The sequence below is a fragment of the Amycolatopsis speibonae genome, assembly GCF_042647925.1.
In the GTDB taxonomy this organism is placed as follows: domain Bacteria; phylum Actinomycetota; class Actinomycetes; order Mycobacteriales; family Pseudonocardiaceae; genus Amycolatopsis; species Amycolatopsis speibonae.
This window is the reverse complement of sequence record NZ_JBHRWK010000020.1, coordinates 126,172-151,157: the sequence shown is the minus strand read 5'-3', so window position 1 is coordinate 151,157 and position 24,986 is coordinate 126,172. Positions and strand designations below refer to the sequence as shown.

The 24,986-nt window shown below is 66.3% G+C and carries 27 protein-coding genes; 7 read left to right on the top strand and 20 right to left on the bottom strand.

Annotated features, from left to right (window positions below; translation table 11 throughout):
• Positions 1 to 47 precede the first annotated feature (47 nt).
• From ACFOSH_RS15105 to ACFOSH_RS15075, 7 genes are all read right to left on the bottom strand, one after another.
• Positions 48 to 941: a type II secretion system F family protein gene (locus ACFOSH_RS15105; protein ID WP_378239494.1), complete on the bottom strand. Its 894-nt coding sequence runs from the start codon at positions 939 to 941 to the stop codon at positions 48 to 50.
• Entirely contained in the window at positions 938 to 1,852 is a 915-nt protein-coding gene (locus ACFOSH_RS15100) for a type II secretion system F family protein (RefSeq protein WP_378239493.1), read from the bottom strand. Before ACFOSH_RS15100 ends, ACFOSH_RS15105 begins: the two co-directional genes overlap by 4 nt.
• Entirely contained in the window at positions 1,849 to 3,228 is a 1,380-nt protein-coding gene (locus ACFOSH_RS15095) for a CpaF family protein (protein ID WP_378239492.1), read from the bottom strand. The genes ACFOSH_RS15100 and ACFOSH_RS15095 overlap by 4 nt, the downstream gene beginning before the upstream one ends.
• On the bottom strand, positions 3,225 to 4,109 hold the full coding sequence (locus tag ACFOSH_RS15090) for a MinD/ParA family ATP-binding protein (protein WP_378239491.1): 885 nt from the start codon (positions 4,107 to 4,109) through the stop codon (positions 3,225 to 3,227). Before ACFOSH_RS15090 ends, ACFOSH_RS15095 begins: the two co-directional genes overlap by 4 nt.
• A gap of 38 nt (positions 4,110 to 4,147) precedes the next feature.
• Positions 4,148 to 4,858, bottom strand: coding sequence for an SAF domain-containing protein (locus ACFOSH_RS15085; RefSeq protein WP_378239490.1), 711 nt, complete (start codon positions 4,856 to 4,858; stop codon positions 4,148 to 4,150).
• Positions 4,859 to 4,984: 126 nt separating this feature from the next.
• The gene (locus ACFOSH_RS15080) at positions 4,985 to 5,707 is read right to left on the bottom strand and encodes a hypothetical protein (RefSeq protein WP_378239489.1); all 723 of its coding nucleotides are present in this window, start codon (positions 5,705 to 5,707) and stop codon (positions 4,985 to 4,987) included.
• A gap of 275 nt (positions 5,708 to 5,982) precedes the next feature.
• Positions 5,983 to 6,546 carry a hypothetical protein gene (locus tag ACFOSH_RS15075; protein WP_378239488.1) on the bottom strand — a complete coding sequence of 188 codons (564 nt, stop codon included), beginning with the start codon at positions 6,544 to 6,546 and terminating at the stop codon, positions 5,983 to 5,985.
• A 222-nt stretch (positions 6,547 to 6,768) separates the two neighbouring features.
• Here ACFOSH_RS15075 and ACFOSH_RS15070 point away from each other — a divergent pair, with 222 nt between their 5' ends.
• Entirely contained in the window at positions 6,769 to 7,413 is a 645-nt protein-coding gene (locus ACFOSH_RS15070; protein WP_378239487.1) for a prepilin peptidase, read from the top strand.
• A gap of 362 nt (positions 7,414 to 7,775) precedes the next feature.
• Here ACFOSH_RS15070 and ACFOSH_RS15065 read toward each other — a convergent pair whose 3' ends face one another.
• Complete coding sequence (locus ACFOSH_RS15065) at positions 7,776 to 8,135, bottom strand: DUF6355 family natural product biosynthesis protein (RefSeq protein ID WP_378239486.1); 360 nt, start codon at positions 8,133 to 8,135, stop codon at positions 7,776 to 7,778.
• A gap of 395 nt (positions 8,136 to 8,530) precedes the next feature.
• Positions 8,531 to 10,831, bottom strand: a complete 2,301-nt coding sequence (locus ACFOSH_RS15060; protein WP_378239485.1) for a helix-turn-helix domain-containing protein — start codon at positions 10,829 to 10,831, stop codon at positions 8,531 to 8,533.
• A 302-nt stretch (positions 10,832 to 11,133) separates the two neighbouring features.
• On the opposite strand from ACFOSH_RS15060, the gene ACFOSH_RS15055 reads away from it, so the two are divergent.
• The 4 genes from ACFOSH_RS15055 (at position 11,134) to ACFOSH_RS15040 (ending at position 14,523) form a co-directional block, all read left to right on the top strand.
• Positions 11,134 to 11,613 (top strand): XRE family transcriptional regulator, encoded by a 480-nt coding sequence (locus ACFOSH_RS15055; protein ID WP_378239484.1) that lies wholly within the window; start codon positions 11,134 to 11,136, stop codon positions 11,611 to 11,613.
• Between the two features lie 65 nt (positions 11,614 to 11,678).
• Positions 11,679 to 12,224, top strand: coding sequence for a hypothetical protein (locus tag ACFOSH_RS15050; protein WP_378239483.1), 546 nt, complete (start codon positions 11,679 to 11,681; stop codon positions 12,222 to 12,224).
• Positions 12,221 to 13,330 carry an MAB_1171c family putative transporter gene (locus tag ACFOSH_RS15045; protein WP_378239482.1) on the top strand — a complete coding sequence of 370 codons (1,110 nt, stop codon included), beginning with the start codon at positions 12,221 to 12,223 and terminating at the stop codon, positions 13,328 to 13,330. Before ACFOSH_RS15050 ends, ACFOSH_RS15045 begins: the two co-directional genes overlap by 4 nt.
• Positions 13,327 to 14,523 (top strand): FAD-dependent monooxygenase, encoded by a 1,197-nt coding sequence (locus ACFOSH_RS15040; protein ID WP_378239481.1) that lies wholly within the window; start codon positions 13,327 to 13,329, stop codon positions 14,521 to 14,523. The genes ACFOSH_RS15045 and ACFOSH_RS15040 overlap by 4 nt, the downstream gene beginning before the upstream one ends.
• On the opposite strand, the gene ribD is transcribed toward ACFOSH_RS15040, so the two are convergent.
• Positions 14,520 to 15,380, bottom strand: coding sequence for a bifunctional diaminohydroxyphosphoribosylaminopyrimidine deaminase/5-amino-6-(5-phosphoribosylamino)uracil reductase RibD (gene ribD / locus ACFOSH_RS15035; protein ID WP_378239480.1), 861 nt, complete (start codon positions 15,378 to 15,380; stop codon positions 14,520 to 14,522). The genes ACFOSH_RS15040 and ribD overlap by 4 nt on opposite strands.
• Before the next feature lie 35 nt (positions 15,381 to 15,415).
• Complete coding sequence (locus ACFOSH_RS15030) at positions 15,416 to 16,672, bottom strand: helix-turn-helix domain-containing protein (protein WP_378239479.1); 1,257 nt, start codon at positions 16,670 to 16,672, stop codon at positions 15,416 to 15,418.
• Positions 16,673 to 17,227: 555 nt separating this feature from the next.
• On the opposite strand from ACFOSH_RS15030, the gene ACFOSH_RS15025 reads away from it, so the two are divergent.
• Positions 17,228 to 18,169: a helix-turn-helix domain-containing protein gene (locus ACFOSH_RS15025; RefSeq protein WP_378239478.1), complete on the top strand. Its 942-nt coding sequence runs from the start codon at positions 17,228 to 17,230 to the stop codon at positions 18,167 to 18,169.
• Positions 18,170 to 18,250: 81 nt separating this feature from the next.
• A complete protein-coding gene (locus tag ACFOSH_RS15020; RefSeq protein ID WP_378239477.1) occupies positions 18,251 to 18,481 on the top strand; it encodes a hypothetical protein in 231 nt (76 codons plus the stop codon).
• Between the two features lie 60 nt (positions 18,482 to 18,541).
• Here ACFOSH_RS15020 and ACFOSH_RS15015 read toward each other — a convergent pair whose 3' ends face one another.
• The 9 genes from ACFOSH_RS15015 to ACFOSH_RS14975 are packed head-to-tail and all read right to left on the bottom strand — an operon-like array spanning position 18,542 to position 24,084.
• Positions 18,542 to 19,309, bottom strand: coding sequence for an ESX secretion-associated protein EspG (locus tag ACFOSH_RS15015; protein WP_378239476.1), 768 nt, complete (start codon positions 19,307 to 19,309; stop codon positions 18,542 to 18,544).
• Between the two features lie 23 nt (positions 19,310 to 19,332).
• On the bottom strand, positions 19,333 to 20,580 hold the full coding sequence (locus ACFOSH_RS15010) for a hypothetical protein (RefSeq protein ID WP_378239475.1): 1,248 nt from the start codon (positions 20,578 to 20,580) through the stop codon (positions 19,333 to 19,335).
• A complete protein-coding gene (locus ACFOSH_RS15005; RefSeq protein WP_378239543.1) occupies positions 20,580 to 21,167 on the bottom strand; it encodes a DUF3558 domain-containing protein in 588 nt (195 codons plus the stop codon). The genes ACFOSH_RS15010 and ACFOSH_RS15005 overlap by 1 nt, the downstream gene beginning before the upstream one ends.
• A gap of 20 nt (positions 21,168 to 21,187) precedes the next feature.
• A complete protein-coding gene (locus ACFOSH_RS15000; protein ID WP_378239474.1) occupies positions 21,188 to 21,589 on the bottom strand; it encodes a hypothetical protein in 402 nt (133 codons plus the stop codon).
• 9 nt (positions 21,590 to 21,598) lie between these two features.
• The gene (locus ACFOSH_RS14995; protein WP_378239473.1) at positions 21,599 to 22,150 is read right to left on the bottom strand and encodes a DUF3558 domain-containing protein; all 552 of its coding nucleotides are present in this window, start codon (positions 22,148 to 22,150) and stop codon (positions 21,599 to 21,601) included.
• Positions 22,151 to 22,194: 44 nt separating this feature from the next.
• A complete protein-coding gene (locus ACFOSH_RS14990) occupies positions 22,195 to 22,926 on the bottom strand; it encodes a hypothetical protein (RefSeq protein ID WP_378239472.1) in 732 nt (243 codons plus the stop codon).
• A complete protein-coding gene (locus ACFOSH_RS14985) occupies positions 22,923 to 23,306 on the bottom strand; it encodes a hypothetical protein (RefSeq protein ID WP_378239471.1) in 384 nt (127 codons plus the stop codon). The genes ACFOSH_RS14990 and ACFOSH_RS14985 overlap by 4 nt, the downstream gene beginning before the upstream one ends.
• Positions 23,303 to 23,626 carry a hypothetical protein gene (locus ACFOSH_RS14980; RefSeq protein ID WP_378239470.1) on the bottom strand — a complete coding sequence of 108 codons (324 nt, stop codon included), beginning with the start codon at positions 23,624 to 23,626 and terminating at the stop codon, positions 23,303 to 23,305. The genes ACFOSH_RS14985 and ACFOSH_RS14980 overlap by 4 nt, the downstream gene beginning before the upstream one ends.
• A complete protein-coding gene (locus ACFOSH_RS14975) occupies positions 23,611 to 24,084 on the bottom strand; it encodes a YbaB/EbfC family nucleoid-associated protein (protein ID WP_378239469.1) in 474 nt (157 codons plus the stop codon). The genes ACFOSH_RS14980 and ACFOSH_RS14975 overlap by 16 nt, the downstream gene beginning before the upstream one ends.
• Between the last annotated feature and the right edge of the window lie 902 nt (positions 24,085 to 24,986).

The window sequence follows — 24,986 nt, the reverse complement described above, 5'->3', positions numbered from 1 at the left end:
TTCTTCCTTTTCTGCGCAAGGCTTTCTTCCTGCAAAGCGTGGGCTGGTTAGAGTCCGTTGAGGACCTGGATGACCGCGGGATAGGCGACGAATCCCAGGAATCCGAGGAACAGCAACGTCACCGGCAGGGCCATGCGTTCGGTGGCGGCCTGGGCATCGGTTTCGGCGTCGGTGACCTGATGAGTCCGCAGTGCTTGGGCTTTCGCCGCCAGGGACGCGCGAACGCGAGCACCTTCGGTCCCGGCCAGAGAAATCGACGCGGCGAGTTCGGCGAGCTCGGTGATGTCGAGTTCCTCGCCAAGCCGACGCAGCGTGGCCCAGGGGGTGGTGCGGGTCAGCTGGGCGGCGTGCAGCGCGCGGCGGATCTTGTCGAACGCCGGCCCTGTCCCGACGGCCGCGGCGTCGCCGAGAGCGGCCTCGACCCCCGCTCCCCCGGCGAGGGTGATCCAGACGAGATCGAGGAAAGCCGAGAGCGCGCCGCAGAACTCGCGCCGCGACCGGGTGGCTTTGGCGCGGACCTCGAGGTCCGGGGCCAGGAAGCCGAGCGCGGCGAGCACAAGCCCGCCCAGCAGCGGCACCTCCACCCCGAGCGACAGCCCGCCCAGGGCCAGCAAGGCTTGCAGGAGCCACGGCGCCAGCAGCCCGGACATGGCGAGAACGGCTTTGGACGCCAGGTGGGTGTCGGCGCCGCGGCCGGTGACCCGCAGATCGGCCTCGATCCTCGTCCCGGGCAGCCCGAGCATCCGCAGGCCAGGCACGAACACGCGGCCCCAGGCGCGCACCCACGCGGCGTCGCCTGTGAGGACGATCGGCGTAGCCGGCCGGCCGGCGTTGACCTTGGCGAGCTGGTCACTCAGTACCGGGCGTGGTGGAAGAGCCCAGGTCAGCAGCAGCCACATCCCGACGCCAGCACCGGTTCCGAGGACGAGAGCGGGGATCATGGACGCTCACCTCCGCCAACGGCCGGTGCGGTGGTGGATGCGGGGGTGTCCAGGGCGAGGACCCGTGGTTGCCGTCCGCCGGTCGCGATCCGGGCGAGCCAGGCGAATCCGGCCGCGAACAGGCTCGCGATGAGCAGCAGGACGAGCTGGCCAGTGGCCGTGTTGTAGACGTCGAGGTAGGCGCGGTTGAACACCACGACCCCGACAGCGAAGGCGAGGGTGGTGGCGACGATGACCCGCACCGAGGTCCGGGTCCGCGCGCGGCCGGTCTCCACCCGCATCCGCATCGCGGCCTGCTCGCGGGCGGTCGTGGCCAGGGAGCCGAGCAGGTCGCCGAGCTGGCGGGCCTGGTGCTCGGCCGCGAGCACGAGGGCGGCGAGGACGAGGTCCGCGGTCGGGTCGTCCAGCTCGCGTGCGAGAGCCCGCAACGCGGGCGCCAGGCGCTGCCCGCTTTCCAGCCTCGCGGCCAGCGTGGCGACCTCGCCGCGGATCGCCGCGGGCGCGAGACCGGCGGTGGCGAGGATGGCTTGCTCGAGGCCCGCTGCGGCGGACAGGACGTCGCGCAACATCTCCGTCCACGACGCGATCGCCTCGATCCGCGCGACCCGGCGAGTGTGGGTGCGGTCCGGGCCGACCAGCCGCGGCAGGAACCAGGCTCCAGCGGTGGCCATCACCGCGCCGACCACCCACCCGGTCGCAGCCCCGGTCAGCACACCCACACCAACCGCCACGGCTAGGCGTAGCAGCACCCGCCGGTCACCGGCCCGGTTGCGTGCGAAGCGCAGCAGCGGGTGAGGGGGCGAGGGCGGCACCGCCGCGGGCCGGCGCCAGACGGCCACCATCAGCAGCAGGCCGACGGCGGCACCCAAGCCGAGTACGGCGGCGATCATGGTCGTGGTGTCGATGCTCATGGCGTCCACCACCCCTCCGGCCGGGACAGCAAGTCCGGATCGAATCCGGCCGCGGCGAGGTCGTCGAGGGTGTCGGCGCGCAAGGCACCGGCCACGGGAACGGCGCGGCGGTCCGGGCCGCGGCGGTAGACCTCGTTGGAGATCACCGCCCCGTCCTCGGCGTCGATCACCTCCCGGATCGAGGCGATCACCCGCGTCGTCCGGTCGGTGGCGCGGTCGAGGTGGACCACGAAGTGCACCGCCGACGCAACAAGCAGTGCGGTCGCCTCCAGCGGGAGCCGCTCGGGTCCTTGGGCGGCGTAGGAGGCCAGCCGGGTGAACGCGATCTTCGAACTACTGGCGTGGAGGGTGGCCATGGAGCCGTCATTGCCCTGCGACATCGCGTTGCACATCGGGATGACTTCGGCGCCACGGATCTCGCCGACGATGACCCGGTCCGGGGACATGCGCAGGCCCCAGCGGACCAGCTCGGCCTGGTCGATGGCTCCCTCGCCCTCGACGTTGGGCTCGCGGGCCTGCAAGGCGGTGACATCGGCGTGCCGCTCGGGATCACGGTCGAGACCGAGTTCGAAGGCGTCCTCGACCGTGACGATCCGCTCCAACGGATCCATCTCCGCCGCCAGCCCCCGCAGGAGCGTGGTTTTCCCGGCGCCGGTGCCACCGGTGATCAGCACGTTCTTCCGCGCCCGCACCATCGCGCGCAAGAACCTTTCCAGCCCGATGTCGAGCGTGCCGCGGCGACGGAGCTGCGGAAGGGCGGCGGTGAGGTAGCCGTGCCGGCGGATCGTGCACGCCGTCACCCCGCCCGCCGTCAGGCCGAGGACCGCGAAGAGCCGCTCGCCGCCGGGGAGCTGGAGGTTCAGCGCCGGACTGCCGCGATCGAACCTGCGCTCCTCCGACGACGCCCGAGCCGCGAGGGTGCGGATCAGGTCGGTGAGTTCCTCGTTCGACGCCGCCACCGGCGCTACCCGGGCACGGCGGCCGTCGTTGTACTGCACGAACACCCGGTCGAAGCGGTTGACCGCGATCGTCTCCACCGAGCGATCCGCCAGCAGGGGCTGCAGCCCGCCCAAGCCGAACACCTCGTCCAGAACCTGATCCACGACCCGCTGCTCCGTCGCGGAATCCACCAGGGCACGCCCGGCCAGGAGCTCGGCCTCGCTGTGTGCGGCGATCGCGGTGTCGAGGACGTCGCGGCCGATCTCGCGGCGCCGCGCCATGCTCAACCCGTCACCGCTCGTCCGGGACACGGTCTCGACGCGACCGGGCAGGTCCGTGGTCAGCGCCTGCCGGAGCCGGGCACGCAGTCGCTGCTCGGCATCGCCTCCGTTGCCCGGCGAGGCGGATGGTGCGGCTGGGTGATGGATCTGAGTCATGCCAGTGGCTCCTTCCCGGCAGGGCTGGGCTGATGGCCGTTGTGTCGCGGATCCCTCACCTGCGGCGGCGCGGACGCAGGTTGTGGCCCGAGGCCGGGCGGGGTGATGAGCACGCCACCGGGTCGGCGCACCTGCTGGGCAGGTACACCCGGGACACCGGCCGGCATGGTCGCCGGTGGTGAGGCGATGGAAGTGGCGGGTTCGGCCAGGGTGCGGGCGAGAGCTGCGGCGTGGCGGGCAAGGCCACCGTTGTTGCCGCGGCGGCGGGCCAGCGGCTGCCGATGACCGGTCAGCGTGGCGGCAGTGACCGGGTCGTGCGGGAGACGCCCGATCGCGGGCACTCCTAATTCGCGCTCCACATCCACGGTCGGATAGCCCTCGCCGGTCAGCAGCAAGCCGGGACGCGGCGTCCAGCGCGCCAGTTCCCCCAGCCGCACCGCGGCGTGGGCGAGGTCGTCGCCCTGAGTACCAGTCACCAACACCAGAGCATCGGCGCGGCGCGCGATCGCCTCGGCCGGTGTTCCGGGATCCACCCGCCCGCAATCCGCGAACACCACCACACCCGCGTCACAGGCCACGACGGGCAGCAGCGGCCCGTCTGAGGCAGTGGCCAGGGTCGACAGCGCGGCACGCGCGTGCGTGCCACCCGGCGGGGCCACCAGCGCGCGGGCGCCGCCGGACAGGGCCTGGGTGTGGTCCCACACCACCGCGGGATCACGGGTGCGGCGTGCCACGGCGGCGAGGCTCACCAGCCCCGGGGTGGCTGGCAGGCCGAACCTCATCGCCAGATCGCCTCCGGACGGGTCGACCTCGGCAACCAGACGGCGCGTGCTCTCGGCATGCGGCCAGGTCATGGCCAGCGCGACAGTCAGGGTCGTCACGCCCGGCGAGCCTTTCACCGAGCACAAGGCGATCAGCATCACCGCTCACCGCCCGCCGGTTGCATCACCAGCGCCAGCTGACCGGCCGGGACCTGCGCCAGCTGCGATGCCCCGGTGGTGTCGATTTCCAGCGACACCACGGTGGTCTGGTCCGTGCCTGCTGGCGTGACCCCGACGGCCGTGGCGCGCCAGGACGTTCCAGGTGCTTGTCCGGTGGCCGAGCTTCCTGCCGCGGTGGCGGCGGTGACGACGACGGTCACCGGGGCTCCGGCGGCCAGCTCGGGCGGGGCCTGCCCCGGCTTCACGACGACCGCGACCACCGCCCGGCCCACCGCCGGGAGGGCGGCAGAGCCCACCGCGTCCGGCGTCAGCAGCGCTCCCGCGCCGAGGCTGGTCGCCATCGGCCGCCCCAGCACGCTGGCCGCCCGATCCGCCGGAATCAGTGCCAAGCCCGGCGCGGCGGACACGTCGATGCTGCGCAGGTCGCCCGGGGTCAGCACATGCCCGAGCGGGACCGGTTTCACCAGCGCCAGCACCGGAACCCGGTCCTGGGCGCTGGTCGTCCACCACACCGCGCCACCGACACACAGCACCACCAGCAGCACCCCCGCCACCAGATGCGGCAACCGGCGCCGCCGACCCCGGCGCGCAGCCGACCTCGACGGCGAACCCGAGGAATCCAGCCACGACACCGGCCGGGCTTCACCGGCCGTGCTGTGGCCGCGCGCGGGACTGTCAGTACTGGTCACGAGAAACCCCTCCAGGCATAGCTCACCCGCACCACGTATTCACCCGGCCGGCAAATGCCGCCGGGAATACACGGTCAGGAAAAGGAAAGAGAAGAACTACTGATTCAGTTGGGAACGTTGTCCGGGTTATCCGGTGCCCAAGGCTTGAGCTTCGGCGACCCGGAAGGACGCCGCTGCGCTGGTGGTCATGTCCGGGAACGTGCCCGACGCCCTGGCACCCGACCACGTGATCCGCCACGACACCGTCGCCTTGGCAGGAAATCGCTCGCCCGGCGCACCGGCCGACGAACGCTGGTAGGTGTGGCCGCAATCGGGCGAGACCGCCCGCGGATCCCCGTGGGCGGGGAACGGTGTGCCCGGTCCAGCGCAGGACACGGTGTCGCCATCGCCCATGGTCCAGGACACCCCGGTCGGGGTCGCGGTCGCGGTGACCGACACCCCGGGAACCGACGCCGTCGCCGACCGCGGCCGCCAAATCGCGCGGTCCAACCACAGCCACGTCGGTAGTTGCACCAGCTGGGTTCCGGCTGGGCTCGAGCCAATCACCGGACTCGGCAACCGCAGCTGTGACCGCGCCTGCTCGGCTAACTCTTCTGGCGAGGGCAGCGGCGCGGCACCCGGTGCCTGACCATCGGGTATCCACACCGGCGCCCGGTAGAGCGCGTCCCGCTGCCCCTGACCGGAACACTGATAGACGTACCACCCGCCGCCGGAACCTTGCGCCAGCACCACTTCTTGGGGCCGCGGGCGGGCCAGCGACGCGAACTGCACCCCACCGTAACCCCAGCGGCGTGGGTGGAAGCTGATCGTCTGCACACCGTTCGCCGGTGGCTGATAGTTACTGCGCACGTACGAGCAATCGGCTTGGTTGCTGTTGCCTCCGACGATTCGATCGCCCGGCAGCGCCGGGGCCGCACCCCGGCCCCCAGCCTGCGATTTCGGCGCACCCGGTTTCGGTGCTGAGCCGGGTCGCGGTGCGGGCTGCGCGCCGCGCCCTGCGTTGAGGTCACAGTAAGGCGAGGGGTCGCTGGCGCAGTCGACACTGCCCCAGCCGCCGGCTAGCGCCGATGTCGTCGCGCAAAGGAACAGGCCGAAAGCGAGGCCTGTGGTCGCACCCGTTTTCCTTAACATGTTCCTACGTCCTGAATTGCGAAGTCAGTGATTTTCCAGGACCCGTCGACCGCCTTTTTCGCCATGGCGTTGATGTGCCGACGCCCTCCCGGGCCGTCGTTTGCCGGTTGGCCGTTGTCAGCGCGGTACTTGATCCAGCGGCTGTCGTCGCCGCAGTCCACGATGTTCACCGTGGTCGGATTGTCGGCGGGTTCGACGGATTCGACCGTGGGGGCGTTCTCCGGCTTCCCCTTGGTGACGAGTCCGTTGTAGTGATCGGCATACAAGCCACGAGAGATCTTCGACAGCGCGTCAGATGTCGCGTTCTGGACCAATTTCGGCGATCGCCAGTCCGAGGTCGTCGCGGCCTCGGCCATGTCGCTCCACATGCCCAGGTAGGCGGTGGTGGCCTTCTGCTTGGCGATGTCGGCGGGCGAGGCGGGAGTGGTGCTGGGGGCGAGTGCCGGCGTCGTGGAAGTCGGGGTTGCGCTGTTGTCCGGGCTGCAGGCGCTCAAGCCAAGTCCGGCCGCGGCGGCGAGGATGGTCAGGGCGAGGCGAGTGCTGCGGTAGTGGGTCATTATGGCCCCCCGTTTTGTCGACGATCGCAGGTCAGCGTGGGCGAGCCACACTGCCGTGACACTCCACTGCAGCGAGTTCACCTCAAGACCGACTTTCGTGGTGATGGCGCTCCGGACCGCTGCTCTCGCGTGAGATTCACCCGTTGGTTTGAGAGCCGGTCGGTCGGAAGATCGGGCGGGCAGGATGGCGTACAAGGTGATTCGCTGAGGGGCGGAGGAGTCGTGGAGCTGACGACGAGCGGCTGGTGGTGGAGTGGCAGCGCTGCCGCTGGCCTGATGCTCGGTGCGGCGGCGAGCGGGCTCGCGCGCCGGTTCCTGCGACATGAGCGGACACTGGCCGGGGCGTGGTGGTTCGGCGCGATGCTCACGGCCGCCGTCCTGGGGTCGCTGGGCTGGCGAGTGGGGGCACGCGGCGAACTCGCCGTCTACGGGTTTGTGGCCGTCCTGGCGGTTCCCTTGGCCGTGATCGACTGGTGCGAGCATCGGCTTCCCCGGGCATTGATGTGGCCGCAGCTTGCCGGCGCCATACTGGGTTTCGTGGTGCTGTGTTTGGTGCGGCACGACCCCGCGCCGGGTGTTCGAGCGCTTGCCGCACTCGTCGCGGCGGGCGGGCTGTTCCTGCTCCTCGCCGTCGCGACCGGTGAGGGTGTCGGTGCAGGCGACGTCAGCGTCGCCGCGGTTGTCGGCCTGGCGACCGGCTGGATCGGCTGGGCCCAGGTCGTCGGAGCGCTGCTGACAGCCTCGCTGCTCGCGTTGGTCATGATCGCTGTGCCCGGCGTCCGACGCCGCGACGACGACGGCGCCGTGTTGGTGCCATTCGGGCCATGTCTCCTGACGGGCGCGCTGGTCATGGTGCTGGCAAGCTGACAGAACGCTCGTCGCCGTGCGGCGCGATTCCATGGGTGCCTGGCTCGTCATCGTTCGTCCCTACTTCTCTGACAGCGCTCGTGGCTGGACCGTCCTGCCAGCAGGCTTTGTCCCCCTGCGGGGTTGCCGGGGTGGCGCTTGAGGGGAGGGGCGCCACCCCGGCGGCTTCCGTCGATCCCCCGATGACACCGACGGAGCGCTTTCTCTTGAGCGATTAGTTGGGGCGCGGCGTGACAGGCCAAAATGGGGCAGATACTTTGGCCCCTGCCACGCCGCGTCCGGGGCGCTGACCTCCCCGGAGCGCCAGAGCTACCGCTGATCAGCAAACCCGGGTCGGCGATGACGGCGCTGGCGAGCCTCGATCACGCTGGACCGTAGTAGCCCGGGATACAGCGGGTACCCCCGTTCCACCATGCTCCAACCACCCGCCATCTGATGACCGGTTGAAGGTCGGTGGTGCCCGGTCCGACGCAGTAATGGAAGATGTTGCCGAAGAAATCCTCTACATCCAGCATCACAGTGGACCCGGTTCCGCCGTCGCAGTGCCGGTACTTTCCCCAGCCGAGATAGCCGCATCCCTCGCTGACTGTGACGGGACCGCGAGCTGCCGTTTCCTTTGCGGTAGCGGCGTTTGCCGTCACACCAGACCCCGCGACGGCGAGCGCAGCGACTGCTCCAGCCAGACCATATCGAACCGCAGTAGTCCGCGAAATTCCAATCATATCCTCAACCCTTAAGAGTAATGGAGGTGAATAGCCGAACAACGATCCCGCACAATCCGAGCGATCGATTAAATCAAGTTATGACGGTTGCGCTGCTTCTGATTTCACTATCCTCCAACGCGAGATGAGCGGGAACCCCCAAGGCGAGCACAACGTTGTGCCGATTCTGTGTTGATCTTGTCCTTGCCCAGTCAAGACGGAAATGGTTCTCATTAGTGCTGGCTACGCGCAGAACCAAGGGAAACTACGAGGTGTGTCGTGACGAAACAGTTGAGCCCAGCCAGATGTAGCCTGACTGGGCTCACACTGAAGGTCGGACCCGTGAAGTTAGAACACGTGTCAGCTTAGCTGCACCACAGACCGAGCTATCACCCACAACTGTGACTACGGACGCTTTATCGCGTCCACGAAGGCAAGCGTTGAACTGGGCCGGCGGGCGCGTTCTTTGACGCCCACTCAGGTTTTCCTCGCACCGCGGCGCGCGCGCGGATTTCGTGCGCCCGGGAATCGCGAAGGCTTTCCAGAATGTCGGCAGCTTGTTCGTAGGCGGCTGTGGCGCGTGGACGAAACCCTAGGGCTAGCAGGGAATCTGCTCGGGCGATCAGGGTGTCGGCGAGGTTCCATCGTTGCCATGGGCGCTGCCGAAGGATGGCCGCGGAATCGAAGTGGGTCAGGGCGGTCCTATGTTCGCCTCGACGCTGCAGCAGGATGCCGAGGCTATGGTGCGCGAGGCTTTGGATACCGTCGGAGCCGTGCCGCTGAGCGAGGTCGAGCGCTTCGCGCGCGGTGTCGAGAGCACGCTCGCGATCACCGGCCTCATGGAAGGCGAGGGCGAGTGCTACCCGGTTCACAACACCGCCGATGTCGTGACGAAGTGTCCGGAACCGGTCGTCCGCCGCCTGGAAATGGGCGATCGCGTCACCGTGCCGCTGACTATCGGAGAGTGCGAGCGCCAAGCCGTGTGCGGTCCATGCTGCGGGCAGCTCGTCCCCCAGTTCGCCGTAGAGCTCGAGGGCCTGCGTGAGGTGTGAGATGGCCTCAGATGTCCGACCGAGGTCACGCTCGGCCCAGCCGAGGACTTGAAGGCTACGAGCGATGCCTGGGGTGCTTTCCGCCGCGGTTGCGGCGTCGAGCCCGTCGTTGGCGGCAATAAGCCAGTCGGTCCAGCTTCGCGTGATGGCGAAGTAAGGCAGGAATGCCGTCGGCAGGACCCACAAGAGGTCCTTTGCGAGGTGGCTGCGGGTGTTCTTCGCGATTTGCAAGGCGGTCGCGACCTCGGTCTGACACCAGGACATCGCCTCGTCGAAGCCAGGACCGGCTTGACCGAAGTCGGCAAGCAGGCTGTTGATCGTCGGGTCGCGCCAGTTCGGGATGAGCGAGTTGTTGGCGGCGAGCGCTCGTGCCGTGTACCACCTGAGAACTCGGTCCTGGGCCTCCTCGACGTCCCGGAGGTGCTCCTCGACCAGCGCGCGCTGATGTGCGTATGCCCGCAGGAGGTAGTCAATGCAGTAGCGGCCATCCGGCATGGGCGTTACCAGGTGAGCCTGCCGAAGCACGGTGAGAAGTGACTCCGCGAGGTCAGGCTCGATGTCGGCGAGCACGACAGCGGAGTCCGCGCTGACGGTGCACGCGGGGCTGATCCCCAACAGGCGGAACAGCCGTGCTGCAGCCGGTGGCAGAGCGAGGTAGGACAGGTCGATGACGCCGTGGATGTTGACCGTGGGGTCTGGCGAGGTGAAAAGGTCCAGCCGGTGGCGGTCGGTCGCCAGCTGATCCGCGATCTTGCCCAGCGTGCTGTCGGGCCGTTGTTGGAGGTGTTCCGCGACGATAAGGACCGCCATGGGCAGCCGGCCGCAGCGTCGTACGACCGCTTCCGCGGCCACAGGGTCCGCGGCTACCCGGTGACCGCCGGCGCGGCTGGCGAGCAAGGTCAGCGCGTCGTTGATCGGCAAGGCGGGCAAGTCGATCGACACGCCACCGGTCCGCAGCAGCAGGCCGGCCTGATGCTCGCGGCTGGTAGCGACGACGACGCTGCCGCCGCCTGGCAGCAGATGCCGCACCTGGCTGTAGTCGGCGATGTTGTCGAGGACCACCACGGCGGGGCGTTCGGCGAGGATCGATCGGAACCGCGCGGCCCGGACCTCAAGCGGGCCGTTCAGGTCCGCTTGGCCGGCGCCCAATGCCTGTAAGAAGCCATCCAGTACCTCCTCCGGCATCCTGGGCGCACCTGGACCGAGCCCGCGCATATCAGCGAAGAGGCAGCCACCGGGAAATCGGCCGAGGATGCGGGTGACCCAGTGCACGGCCAACGCCGTTTTCCCGACCCAGAAGCCGCCTTCGATCACGATCGTGTGGGCGCCCCCGTTTGCCTGGCTCGTGAGTGCGGCGTCCATGGCCTGTAGGACGTCGGCTCGACCGACGAAGCCAGGGACGTCGGCGGGCAGTTGCATCGGTTTGTTCCCACCCGCTGAGCCTTCGAAGCGTTGCTGCTCGGCGAGGCGTTCGAGTTGCCCCTTCGCGCCGAGGACCGTATCGATCTGGCGCACGACCTCGGGCAGAAGGGCCCGGTGACCGTGCAGCAGCTTGGACAAGTAGCTCGGGCTGTAGCGGGCTTTCGCCGCCACGTCGCCCAGGCTCATTCCCCGCTCACGGCGCAGCCGGTGCACGGCCTCGGCAAAGCTGTTGATGTGTCGCATCTGCGTCTCCCCATCCGCAGAGCAATCGACCGCGCTAGATGCGAGCCGCTCTTGCCCCGCTACGCCGGGGCGCGCCCGACCATTCCTCGTGCACTGGTGCCGTTGAGGGCACATCGACCTCCTTACGACCTCGCAAGGTCTGCGTTTTCGTACTCCGCCCGAGTGACTAGCTTTCTCCTCAGTTGAGCTGAGATGCCTTCGAGACTATTCTCAGGGGAAAGTCCTTTTCAACTGACGAGAAAGTGATCACCCGATTGGGTGTCTCATCAGTGAAGACACGGCGGCTGTCATGGAGGCCTGGGGTGGCAGGGCAAGCGACGCGAACGCTCGCGGCGAAGCTGAACGACCTCTTCGCGACGAAGAAGCGACCGGACGGCAAGGAGTACAGCAACGAGCAGGTCGCCGCAGCTATTATTGCTGGCGGATACGTCAAGACGGCATCTCAGAGCTACATCTGGGGACTCCGTAACGGCACGAAAAACAACCCGACGAAAGGTTATCTGGAGGGACTCGCGGCGTTCTTCGAGGTTCCGGTCGCGTACTTCTTCGATGACGACGTCGAACTTGTGCGGCAAGTCGACCAGCAGCTGGAAGCGCTGAAGGCGGAGCGCGCGAGGATGGCCAGCCTTTCGGGTGATGAGGAGATTCAGTTGCTGGCGATGCGCGCCGGGCGGCTATCACCCGAACGCCTGAAGCTGGTGAGAGACATGCTCGATGTCGTCTACCAGCAGGAACAAGCCGAGAGGCGTTCACCACCCGATGGAGGGCTTCCGAGCGGTTAGCGCGGACCCGCTATCTCGGCTTCTGCGATGCTGCCCGAAGTCGCTACCGCGGAGGGAGGGTACGGGTGTCAGAACGGCGCATACGCCGACAATGCCGCGAGATGCTGAGCAAGCTCGACATTCGCCCACCCCTGGACGTCACCGAGCTATGCCGTCAGATGGGCGAGATCCGCGGCAAACCCATTCGTCTGATCGCCTACCCCATCCCCGTGCCCGGCCCATTCGGCATGTGGATCTCCACCCCCGAAACGGATTACATCCTTTTCCAAAAGGAAACATCCAAACGGCACCAGGACCACATCGTCCTGCACGAACTCGGCCACATCCTCGGCGGCCATCAGGGTGCCCTCGACAGGGAAGTCCTTCCTGACGGGCTCACAACGCCAGGCACGCAATCCTTGAGCGAGCAGTACCCGGATATCGGCGATGACGCGGTGAAACGAGCGCTCCGGAGAACTGCCTATGACACCGAGCACGAACGGGAAGCCGAAGCAGTCGCGACGATCATTCTCGAGTGGGCGTCGATCCTGAATATCGCGGCCCCGCGGCCATCTGACGGCGCCGCGCGCGGCATGGACACCGCTCTCGGCGCCCGGATCGGCTGGCTATGAGCTGGCTCATCAGCGCCGCGCTGATCAGCTGCCTCCTCGGCGGCCTGATCTGGAAGGGCTATCAACTCAGTCGGCAACCCTGGAACCTGCCCCTTCAAGGCATCGTCGGCTTCCTCGCCTTCGCACTCATCGGGCGCATCCTGCGTGACGTCGTCGGCGACGCGTCGCTCGTGCGCGGGGGCCCGGTGTGGTCCGCTGTCGCATGGCACGCTCCCACATCGGCCGCCGTTCTCTCCCTGCTGTTCTTCTTCGACGCGGCGACGCTGCCTCGACAGGTGGCCAAACGCCGCACCCACCGCAATCTGATCGTGCTCGTCACCGCCGAACTCGTCATGATCGGCGCCGCCGCTTCGGCGCCGGCGCCACGATCCGTTCCGCACATGTCGGTCATCTACTTCGCCGCCAACCTCTTCATGGGCTGTGCGCTGGCAGCATGCGCGGTCTCGGCACTGCGCTACGCCCGCCAGGCCGAACGTCGGCTGAGTATTGGACTTCGCGTCGCGGCCGTCGGCTTCGTCCTGGTCGCGGTGACCAGCGGAATATTCGCCGCGATAGACGTTGAGTACTGGTTCACCGGAACCCTGTTCATGGACATCATCAGTGTGAACGGGACGCTGTCGTTCGCCGGCATAGTCGCGATCGTGGCCGGTCTCCTCTACCCGGCGGCCCGCATGCGACTGACCGCCATACGGATCTGGTGGCGGCAACGCCACGCCTACCACGCGCTCGGGCCGCTATGGACAGCCCTCCACAACGCATTCCCGGAAGACGAGTTCCTCCGCGCCTCCACTACGCCATGGGACTCCCTCCGCGTATGGGACGTACACCGGCGCTACTACCGCCGCATGATCGAATGCCGCGACGGGCTCGTCCGGATCAGCCCTCGTGTAGCGAAACTCCGCGAACACCACACGGACGACACACCGCTGTCAGACCTCATAGCCGAAGCGCTCCAGGGCTCCCCTCACGACCACGGCGAGCAACAGCGGGCCGTCCCTCTCGCAATCCCGGACACCAACTCAGCGCATGATGAGGTCGACGAACTCGTAGCGCTCTCACGTGCCTTTGCTGCCAGAAACTCAGCCATCTCAGGGAGGGCCGCGTGACCCATCACGCGATCATCGTCGGCGGCGGCATCGCGGGATCCGCAGCTGCCATAGCTCTGCGCAAAGCCGGCATCACAGCCGAAGTCTATGAAGCTCGGCACGACGGAGGCGACTACAGCGGAGCCGCACTACGCCTCCCACGCAACGGTCTCAACGCCCTGCGCGCCCTCGACGCACACGACCTCGTCACCGACATCTCCTACCCCGTCGCCAACACCGAACTCAGCTCAGGCACCGGCCGACACCTCGGCACGGTCTCCTTCACCGGCAACGGACCCAACGACGTCCCCCGCACGATGCCCCGCGCTCGCCTCGCCCGCGTCTTGCGCTCCACGGCCGCCGACCGCGGAGCGGCCGTCACCATGAACAAGCGCCTGATAGCCGCGACGAGCCGCTCCGGCAGCGTCATCGCAACCTTCGACGACGGCTCCACCACCGAGGGCACGGTGCTCATCGGCGCAGACGGACTGAACTCGACAACCCGTCGCTTGACCTTTCCCTCAGCCCCTGAACCCCGCTACGCCGGCACCCACCTCATCTACGGCTACGCCCCCGCGACCACAACCGTTCCCCCTTCACCGAATGCCTTCCACATCTACTGGGGCAAGAAGGCGACCTTCGGCTACACATCCGCCGCTGGCGACATCTACTGGTACGCCAACATCGCTTCACCAGCACCTCTAGCAGCAGACGTACCGCGCGACATCGAAACTTGGCGCGAACGCCTCATAGGACTCTTCCGACGCGACCGCACACCAGCCACGGACGTCATTCGAGCCGCAGACGTCATCTTGCCCTCCAACGCACGCACCCTCGACACGTTGCAGACCTGGCACACCGACCACACCATCCACATCGGCGACGCAGCCCACGCCGTCCCACCCGCAACAGAACAGGGCGCCGCGCTCGCCCTCGAAGACGCTGTCGTCCTAGCCCAAGCCCTCCGCGACAACGACCAGACCGCAGCGGCGCTCGAAGCATTCGAAGCCACCCGCCGCGAACGAGTCACACGGGCCGGAGCAAGCCGCCGCAGCCGCACAAGGCATCGACGCGGCACACCACGCTGGCTCGAACAACGAAATCGCGACCGCAGAATCGCCCAAGCAGCTCGAAGCGGCGCCATGAATCCACCCGCGTGGCTACACGACCACCAAATCACCTGGAACGAGATCCCCAACGACAAAGCTCGTTAGAGCACCCGCCCGTCATTACGTCGAGCAAGCACCATCCGGACTCCCGTGGATCCCTTCTCCACAGCATTAACTTCAAAGGATGCTGCGCACGTGTCCACCCAAGATGTGAACGCCGCCCCAGCACCGTCTGGTTTGTCGTCGATCAACTGAACGATCTCGTCGACCAGGCCCGCGTCGCAGAACGATTTTGCAACCTCCGACCGACCAACCAGCAAGAGAGACCGCACCCCGCCGGTGTAAAGCTCACGAAGGTATAACTCAGGCCCTTGACCTCCGTATGCCGTTGGCAGAGCAAATACTTCGGGAAGGTGCACCCCGGACGCCCCCTCCTCGACTCTTCCATTCGAAAAGATGACCGCGTCACTGACGGAACGGAAGTAGGCGAACTCAGACGACCGTTCAAGGTCTCCGTAGTCATCCAGCAGGCGAACGAACGGCAACTTCGTCTCCAACGAACGCATCCATGGTCCCACCACCAGGAGTGCTTCACGACCAAGGACACCGTCTTCGACATCGACGCCCGTGGAGCGAAGTCGAGATGCGCCACCTTCTTCCCTCGATGTGGGGTCCATGAGGGCGATCACCACTCTGGTCACACCGGCGTCGAGTAGCGCCTGCCTGCAAGGCGGCGTTCGTCCGTGATGGTTACACGGCTCAAGGGTGACGACAGCGGTCCCACCGCGAGCATTGTCACCGGCGGCGGCCAGCGCGTTGACCTCGGCGTGCGGCTCACCCTTTCTGAGGTGAAATCCCTCGCCCGCGAGTTGGCCCTCCGGGTCAAGGATAACGCAGCCAACGGGCGGGTTCGGGCTCGTTGTTCCAAGCCCTTTCGCGGACAAGGCAATCGCACGGCGCATAGCGGCGATCTCTCGAGGTGACACCATTTCAGTTGTTACCCGGCAGCCAGTTCGGCGATGAGCTGCGAAACCGGGGCAAGCTGGGCATGATCCTTTAGTCTGCCGCCAACAGCTTTGACATCAGCGACCGTCCGGAGCGAACTCCCGCGACGGCCGATGCGTAAGGCTTCCACCGCGACTCTCGCTGCTTGTTCCGGTTCTCCATACGACACATACGCCTGTGCCAGCTGCCCGAGTGCCATACCGCGGTCTCGCTGATACACAGTCGGAAGTCGCGGCACATGGTGCTCAAAGAGTTCGATCGCCCGAGCCGGATCGCCCAGGGCCAGCCAGCACCGAGCCCGCTGCACCTCGAGATAGTCCGGCGTGCAGAACGATCCATGACCTCCTCGAGCTTCACCGTTGATGTCGGTGGCCGCCCAGTTTTGCGCCTCGTCGATTCGGGTCTGTGCCTGGAGTTCATCACCGTCGAGCGCGAGCCCGTAGGCCTCCTGCTGCGCGAGGGCCGCACGCATCGGCGTCGGAAGATCCCGTGAAGCACGCCTCGCAGCTTGAACAAGACTGAGGATCTGACCAGCGTTTCTTTCGGCCACCTGCTGACTCCTGCGGAACAACGCCCACGTGACCATCGGCTGGTCGTCCGCCTCCAATCCCCATTCGAGCGATTGGCTGCACCAACGGCGCGCCGTCGTCACATCGCACATGTCCTCGTACAGCCAAGACGCTGATTCCGCGTACTGAGCACCGACACGGACGATGTCGCGGCGCTGCTCTGGCCTCACGGACGCGAGGAGTTCCTCGACGGCGTCCAGCTGGCTCAGCACCCCGGACAGGGCATATCGAGGCCCCAGGAGGTTGTCGGTCTTGACGAGAAGGTGCCACTGCTCGCGTAGATGCGACAAAACGTCCTCAAGATTCGGTCCCAACTGCGGAGAATCGCTCGTCGAGTCCGTTTCCGCGAGGCGCAGAGCGAGTCCCTTCTGATCGGCGGCTTCGACGACGTTGGCCGGGCCCGTTGCCGCGCTCAACCTCAGGTCCCGCTGCTCGCGCTTGGCTTGGCCTCGTAGCCCACGCAGGGCCCCGCCGGCCCCGAGCACCGTGTCAATGGCATTGACAAGGGGTTGGGACGGCAGGTTCCCACTACGCCGCTCGGCCATGGAGACGTAGTTGCGGCTGTATCCGATTCGCTGCGCGAGCTCTGGCTGGCTGAGCTTCGCCGCTTTGCGAAGTCGTCGAATCTCCCCAGCAAGACGCGCGTGGGCGGTGTCGGGCGTCGCACTGTCGTCGGTCACGGTCAACTCCGGCTTGGCCAAAGGGCGAACGGGGGTAAACGCCATGCGTGGCGGGTTTACCCCGTTACGTAATCATAGCTGGTCACGGTGTCATGGTGATCGTTCCCACACGTGCAACTGTGCCGGAGGATCCCCGTGACGACAACCGCCAGGCGTGGCACCGCGCATCTACGTCGACCGCTTCACGCGCACGCCGACGATCAGGCCAGCGGCATCATCCTGGTTCCGGCAACCGCGACAGAAACGTCGCGTTCGACCGGACTCTCCTCACACAGGGCGTTGATCGAATCATGACCTGGTTAGGCGTTTACGCCCTGACGGTGCTCGCTCTTCCGATCACGCTAGCCCTTCGCTGGATTGCCGCCGACTGGCTCAAGGCGCGTCGACGTGCCCGGTTCGCCGCGCAAGCAGCCGCACGGTGGTCTCCTGCAGCCATTGCAGCACGCCTCGAGCATGAGAACACCAGCGGCTACCCCCATTCCTTTGAGCGTTACCCCCGGCGCTAGCCGCGAAGCCCTCGCCAACGCAAACGTCCCACCGAGAAAGTGATTCACCGTGCGCAAGCAAGACCCCAAGGCAGTGTCATCCAAGCGCTCCGAGGAGACGACGGCCAAGAGCCGAGAGATAGGTACCGCTCTTCGGCGGGCACGAGAAGAGGCAGGGCTGAACCAAGTTGACATCTGCCGCCCCCTCGATTGGGGAGCCCCACGAGTATCCCGAATGGAAAGTGGCCAGCGCGAAGGATCCACCATGGAAATCGTCACCTATCTTGCGCGCGTACGGACCGCCCCTAAAGAATTCGACCGGCTGAAGCGGCTATCCGAGCTTCCCGCCAACGGCTACGACCTCCAGCGCCACCCAGTCGGCCTCCACGACCAACTCCCCACACTCGAGTTTCTCCACGCGAGCGCCAAAAAAATGACCTTCTATGAGCCGCAGCGGATCCCTTCACTGCTGCAGACCGAGCAGTACGCGGAAGCGGTTCTGCGGCGAGGCCGAGACCCCAAGGATCCTGTTATCACAGCAGGTGTTCGCTCCCGCATGGCACGACAAGGCCTACTCAAGAACGCGCGACCAGGCTTCGATGTCACGTTCTACATCGACGAGATCGTCCTTCGAGACACCACCATGCGCGAGATCATGGAGGAGCAGCTCATTAATTTGACAATCGCCGCATGTCTGCCACATTGCCACGTGCGCATCATACCGACAACGTGCTTCGATTACGAATTTAGCATCCCTTTCAGTCTCTTCGATGACTTCGACAATAATTCGGTTCTCACCATTCACACTGCCAGCGCAACTTTGATTCTGGAAGATCCAGAAGACATGGTTCCGTACCTACGGAAGCTGGAGAAGTTCCGCGAGAGCGCTTTGAGTGACCACCAGTCAGCCCAGAAGATCAACTCTATTTATAGCACCGATGACAGAGCAGTACAGTCCAAGACTGGAATCCCACTGCGGCCGCATCTCCCAGCCTCTGAGTTCGTCCACTAACGCTTCACCTCGGTCCATACCGCCACGCCACCTATCGAGGCGGCGAGATTCTTCACGACACCGCAAGTACGTGAGGTAGCCATGAACCGTAATACCGCAGCACTGGTATGGGAGTTGACCGGCTGCGCCAAGGGCATTCCGCTGGCGGTCACATCACTGCTCGCGAACCAGCTGTCCGCCGCTGCGCAACGCGACCTTGCCGACCAGCTGAAGACGACCGCTGAGCTACTTCGAGCGCACGCCAATGAACAGGAAATGTGGAACACCCCAAAGCCAGCACCGGAGAAGCGCCACGACGAGGAGGGCGACTGACGATGTCGCAGAAGTCCGATGCGTGCGGGGTGTGCTCGGCTGGCTGATGCACGGCCGCAATCAGGCCCGCAGTGCCTCTAGCGTGTTGTGCAGGGTCTCGGCGATGTACGTCGGGCTGCCCGGCCCCCACGTGATTTCGAGGTCGTCGGTCCCCGGTCGGAGATACGTCAGAAGCCTGCCATGGTCTGCCGTGTCGACGGCCGTCAGTGGCACGCTGGCTCGTCTGATCCCGTTCGAGCGAGCGGCAACGTAGAGCTGATGGCTGGCGAACCGCCGCGCGGCCATCAGACCTCGCAACTGGTCGGCCGGATCATCGGCTGTGTAATCCGTCCCTGTGTCCAAGGTGTACGAGTCATCGTCCGCGCTTGCCAGGTACTCCATGCGCGGAACCGATCGCTCGGTGACCGCGGCAGGAGGGTACTCCGGCAGCGCCTCGGCAACCGACCGGACGACCCGGGTAGACCGAATCTGTTCCAGCGTCAGGAGGTCGTCCTCGACGGTGATGAGGGCACCGTATTTTCCTGCCGGTACCGCCAGGATTGAGCGATTCCGGCCGGTGCGGTCGGCTGAAAAGCCGTAGCACTCGTGGTTCGACGAGGCGATGGCCAGCATCAGGTCCCGGAACCATCCGGCGATCCGGCCGCGCCGTAACTCGTAGAAGCCGGGTTGCGCGAGGGCCTGCCGGGCCAACTCCGCGAGCTCGCTTTCCGCGTCAGACTCGACCCACACATCCACTGGGCCGATCACCGGGTGCACCTGCCCGATCCGCTCCCACTCCCACGCTTGAGCCACCGCCAGACGCGGTACCGTCACCGGCTCGTCGAGCACCCCTCTGTCCTCCTCTGCCGGTTCTACTTACCGATCACCGGCGGCGGTACCCGGCCGGTGTAGCCGAACAACCCCTGCGGGTCCGGCTCCTGCAGATACTCCGGAGACTTCTTCTCTTTGTCCTCTTCCTTGCTCTTGTCGCGCCCGGCAACCGGAACGACCGGCGCACCTCCTGCGCCGCGGCTACCTGCTGGCCCCTGACCGCCAGCGCCGACACGCCCAGCAGCCTCACCAACCGCCCCATATGGCCCCGGCCCCGCCGACCTGCCCGGACCTCCCGGCCCTATCACGCCGGGAGAACCACCGCGGCCGTACGGCGGCACGACCGGACCTGAACCAGGCCGGTCCGGTCCCGCCACGTAGTTCAGCGTGTCCGCGCCGCCACCCGCGGCCGGAAGATTCCCCACCCCTGGTCCCGGCACGTTCGCGACGTCGATGCCTGACGGGGCCGGGCGCCCGAACCCAGCCACCTCTGTCCCGTCATCCGTGCCCTGCAGCAAAGAGGCGCTGCCCTGCCGCTGTTCACCTGCCGCCTGTTCCGGCAACGCTTCCCCGACTTGCCTTGGCCCGGCACCCGCGCGATGATCGGCCTGCACGGCGCGTCCGGCAACGCCGACGGGTTCACTGTCGGATGGCCTGCCGGGGCCCGTGATCTCGCGCTTCTTCGCGGTCCTGCCAGTGCCGGGGGTCTGGCCGATGGAGAAGGCCCCGTCGGACTCGCCGGCGATCTGGCCGAACTCGACCGGCATCGTCTGGGCGTGCCCGTCACTGGTGCGCGTGAAGGCGTTGTAGATCTCGTTGTTGCGCTGGATCGCGGCGTTGCGCTCGTTGAGCTGGATCTCGGTGTCGGTGTCCCATGGGCTCGCGACGTCCAGGACATTCCGCTGTGGTGGCGTATCCGAGACTTCGACCATCGAATCCCGCGTCGTCTGGAACGCGTGGTCCTGGTTGGCCAGCGTGTTCTGGCTGACGTGCAGAGCGGCGGAGGCCTCGGTCGCAGCCTGCGCGAGCGGGCGCAACCCGGCCCGGGCCGCGTCGCCACTTTGGCCCGACCAGGCGTTCTCCAGCCGCGCGACCGCCGCCAGCGTGTCCGCCTCGATACCTTGCTGTTCCTGGGCCTGCAGCACTCCCGCGCGCTGAGCCTCCCCCAGGCTTGCCGTGCCGGGCCCGGTCTTGACCATGCGGACAAGATCTGCGGGCACGATCAGCTTGCCTTCGGCCTGCAGTCTCTGCAGGTAAGCCACCATGGCCTCGGTCGGGGCGAAGCTCATCAGGCACCGCTCTTCAACGTCGTCACGGCCAGATCCGCAACCATCCGGGCATCCTTGCAAGGATCCACGGTTCCTGCCTTGGCGTCGGCGACGTTCACGTCGACCTCGAAGACCGCGTTATCCGCGACCCCGACCAGCACCGAGCAGTCTCCCAACGTCTGTCGCGTGTCCTTCGCTCCATACGCCACCGCCGGGTAGCCCTGCACCGGCTCCAGCAGCTGCCACAACCCGTTGCTCTGTTTCTTCGCGTAGAACTGGCTCAGGCCGTCTCGCGCCGCGTACAACAACTGAATCCCGATACTCGAACCACGGCTGATATCGGCCCACCGGCACTGCTGCGCGACCCCGGTGTCCCGCGCCGGCTGCACCTCCGGCTTCCCCTGAAACAGCGAAGAGATCTGCGCCGGGGTCAGCACGTCGCACGGATCCCGCTGGATCACCGACGCAGACATGGGGTTCTCGACCGTCGGCGCGTCCGCGTACGGCAGAGCCGCCTTGGACAGCGAAGGTCCCGAGCTGGCGCCCGGGGGCGTCTCCGGCTTCTCAGTGCATCCGGCCAGCAGCAGGATCGAGGCTGCTGCCAGCACCGTCAAGGTCACGCACCGCATCAGAAATGTCCTCCACCGACGTTGCCGATCTCCGCGGCCGCCTGCTCATCGTGCTGTTGCGTAATCCCCAGGGCGGTCTGGATCTTTCCGATAATGGTCGCCACGAACTGACTCTGCCGGGCAAGATGCTCACCGTACGACGTACCGGAAGTATTGCTGGCATTGGTGTTGCGCACGGATGCCGGGTCGCTTCCGGGGGAGACGATCGACCACAGTGGAGCAGCGCGCTCTCGCTGAGCCTCGATCCGATCATGAAGCCTTCGCAGATTCTCCAGCTCCGCTGTCATCTCGTCGCGACTCAGGGAGAAGCCGCCTGCGGAACCTGCCGCGTTGAGGTCGTCGGCGACGAAGAAGTTCAGTCCTGGCAAGGAGAAGTCGTCGACCGTGTTCTGTTCAGCCATGCCTTCCTCCTAGCTTCGAAGGTTGTCGATGACGAACTCGGAGATCTTCTTAGCCGCGCCGCAGGGATCGTTCCTCCACGGACCTGCTTCTGGCCTTTCCTGCGTGTTGGCTCCGATGTACACCAATGTGCTGTCGTCGACGCCGAGCGCCAGCCTGCACGCCCGAGGGCCATTATCCTTCCGCGTCGGAATGTTCTCTTGGACCTCCACGATCACGGCTGGGTAGCCGTTGATCGTGACTTCTTCCCAATTCTTGCTGGAATGGCGACCTCGGGCATGGTCGCGATACAACGTGCCGATATTTTCCGGCAGCACCGGGTACCATAACGCGGTCACCTCGACCAACCGGCCGAACGCGATCAGGCACTTCCCATCCTGGCCCCGCTGCACGGTGCCGTTGTCGCTGAAGCCAATTCCCTGCAGCTGTTCCACGGTGATCGCCGTGCACGGATCTGCCTTGAACTTGGCGCCGTTCAGCTGTGCGGGGAGCGGCGGGACCGACACCGACGGTTCCGGTGGCGGAGGCGGCGGGCTCGTTTCGCAGCCGGCGAGCACCACCATCCCACCAGCGATCAGTATGGCGAGCCCTCGGGACAGAGGTGGTTTCACGAAGGATCGGCTCCCAGTTTGATCCGCCAGCGGCGGGGTTCGGCGACCACCTCGACACTTGTGCCGACATCCGGGATCTTCGGGAAGGTGGTTTCGATGGTCGTCAGCTCGAGACCGCTCCCGACCAGCGCTCCGATGTCGGTGATCATGCCGGCCATGAGCGTGTTGCAGTCACGCCAGAACTTCTCGAAGGCCGAGTTGATCGCATCCACGAAATCCTTGACCGCAAGAACGGCCAACGGTGGAAGCACGACAGAGCCGGCGACAATCGCGAACTTGCCAGTCAACTGCGCGAGGTTGGCCGCACAGTTCCCGAGCGCGAGCAACAGGTTCTTGTACGTGCTGATCACCGTCATAGCGACCGTGCTCATCGTTTTGGTCAGACTCGTCAGGGAGACCTGGCCCTTGTTCAGGCCATCGACGACCATCCCGGAATACATCGAGAACTGGTCGAACGCGTCACCATGCCACGCGGCGTTAAGCGACAGCTTGGCGTCATTGACCGTTTCTGCCGCGACCTTCAGCGAGCTCTCCTGAGCAAACGCGCCTGCCAGATTCAGTGTCTTCTTCAGGTCGCCGGCGACGAACACGCGGAGCTTGTCGAGCAGCCCGATGATCCCGTTCGCGCCGATCAGGTCTGCGTACTGCCGGATCTTGGCGTCCGCGCCCTCCGGGTAGCTCATGGTGGCAAGATCCGCCGCAGCCTGGCCCGGGTCGGGGGTCGTCACTTGATCTCACCCTCCAGCTTCTTCAACCGCTCATAGGCTTCCTGATCGAGCTGCTCATAGTGCTGGGCAGCCTTGCCCAGTGCCGCGCTCAGCACGGCGAGCTGAGTCGAATTCTCGGCCGTGATCCGTCGAATCGCGTCGATGGCCGAGTTGTACCGGTCCACCGTCCCTGTACCGTTGAGCCCGGGCATCATGTTCGTCGCCGTCCCCGGCAAACCCAGGTCATAGGAGCCGAGCGCGACATCCGCAAGCTCCACTACCGCGAAGTTCTGCAGCAGTCCCGCCGCGTCCGCGATCGCGTCGGCCGCGGCCCGCAGCTTCTCCGGATAGACGTGATAGCCCTGACCGGCCCCGGGGTCGAACGGATCCGGGAAGCTCATACCAGCCTCTCCTCATCCTGGACCGCCGCGATCGCCGCCTCATACCGGCGGGCCGCGACCTCCTCGGCTCGCTGGATCCCCAGCAGCAGCTGACGAGACAGACTCGGCGCGCTGTAGTCCTTCATCGTGGCCACGTCCACCGACACATCGACCAGCTCACCGGCACCGGACACCGTCACCGACCCCAGCTCCCCCGGCAACCTCCACACGACACGGTCCCGCGCCGCGCCCGTCGCGGCCTGCTCGACCGCGGCCACGGTCGCGTCGATCTCTTTCGCCAGGTGATATAGCTCGTCCTGGTAACTCACCAGCCATCCCACCCCTCGTCCTCGAGATCATCGTCCAGGAAGTCGAGCTGGTCGAAGCTCTCCTCCTCGACCTCGTCGGTGTCCCGGCGCGTTCCACGAGACCCGGCTACCGCCTCGGCCCGGGGAACAGGCGGCGGAACACAATCCACCCGTTGATCAACCGCCGCGCCGTGGGCGGGTTCGGGTGCCCACTCCTGGTCCTTGTCCACTACGGCGCGCATCTTGGCGACACCGACCTGCGCGGCCTCACGTCGAGCCGCCGACACTGCCTCCAGGACCGCGGGCCCCAGCCGCTGCGGATGCGTACTTCGGATCACGTGATCCGCGATCGTCAGGTCCACCAGCTTGCCCTGACCGGTCACCACAGCCGACGCGATACCGTCAGCCGACCGCCCGGAATACCTGGCCTGCTCCAGCTCGGCATCAAGTTCACCAGCCTGCTGTCGCAACTTGGCCACGTTCAATGACACGTCGGCTCGCCCTCCCCGTCGCCCGACATCTTCTCTACCAGCCGCCCCCACGGCCCGGCCGCTCCACTCGCGATCAACACACAAGCGTAGTCGGTCGAGCGGTCAGCGTAGTCGAAACCGCGAATCCGTGGGTCCCGTTGTTCCCATCACTCTGCAGCGATCATCAACAGTTCAGTGTGCCTCTGCCTGAGGCCCGACTTCACCTTTGGCCCGTCACCGGCGGCTTCGCGATGTCAGGATCCGTCATCGAACTCTCTCCGGTGCACGTCCGCCGGTCGGTACGATCGGCCGCTCCTGAGTCGCCGAGCTGAACATCTGTTCGACATGTGGCGTGGTGTCCTCGGGTCCTGCGCGCCCTTCCCTCTCTGTGCACCGGACCCGCCATCCCGGACGACGTACCGCCGAGATCCACTCCGCCTCACCGCTCCCGACGCGCAGGCATGTAACCATTCGACCAGGTACTTGCCGTCCTTGCGGTTCCAGTACGCCCGCTCGCCATAGACGGCCAGCACTGCTAGGTGGCATAGCGCCTGCCTCCGTGTTCGGCGAAAATTGCGGCCTTCGCTGACTGCAGACAACCAGCGCTGCTCCACGAGAGGAACGCGTTCACTCCTGAGGTGTAGTTGCGCTCCTGGCTGGCTGCGGCAGCCAGCGCTGCCACACGAGGTCGGGCGCAGGCTGGTAGGCGACGTAGTTGCGATGCTCGGCGGCTGCGGGCAGCCAGCGCTGCTGACAGGAGTCGAGGTCGGCAACCTCATGAACATGTTGCGATCCTCACTGGCGGCGGATAGCCAGCGCTGCCCTAGATGACCAGGCATGCGTCTGAATTGAGCTAACGGCAATCTCGGCGATCCCACATAGCAAGATGACACGCCGGGTAGCGCTTGAGGACCTCCTGGCGT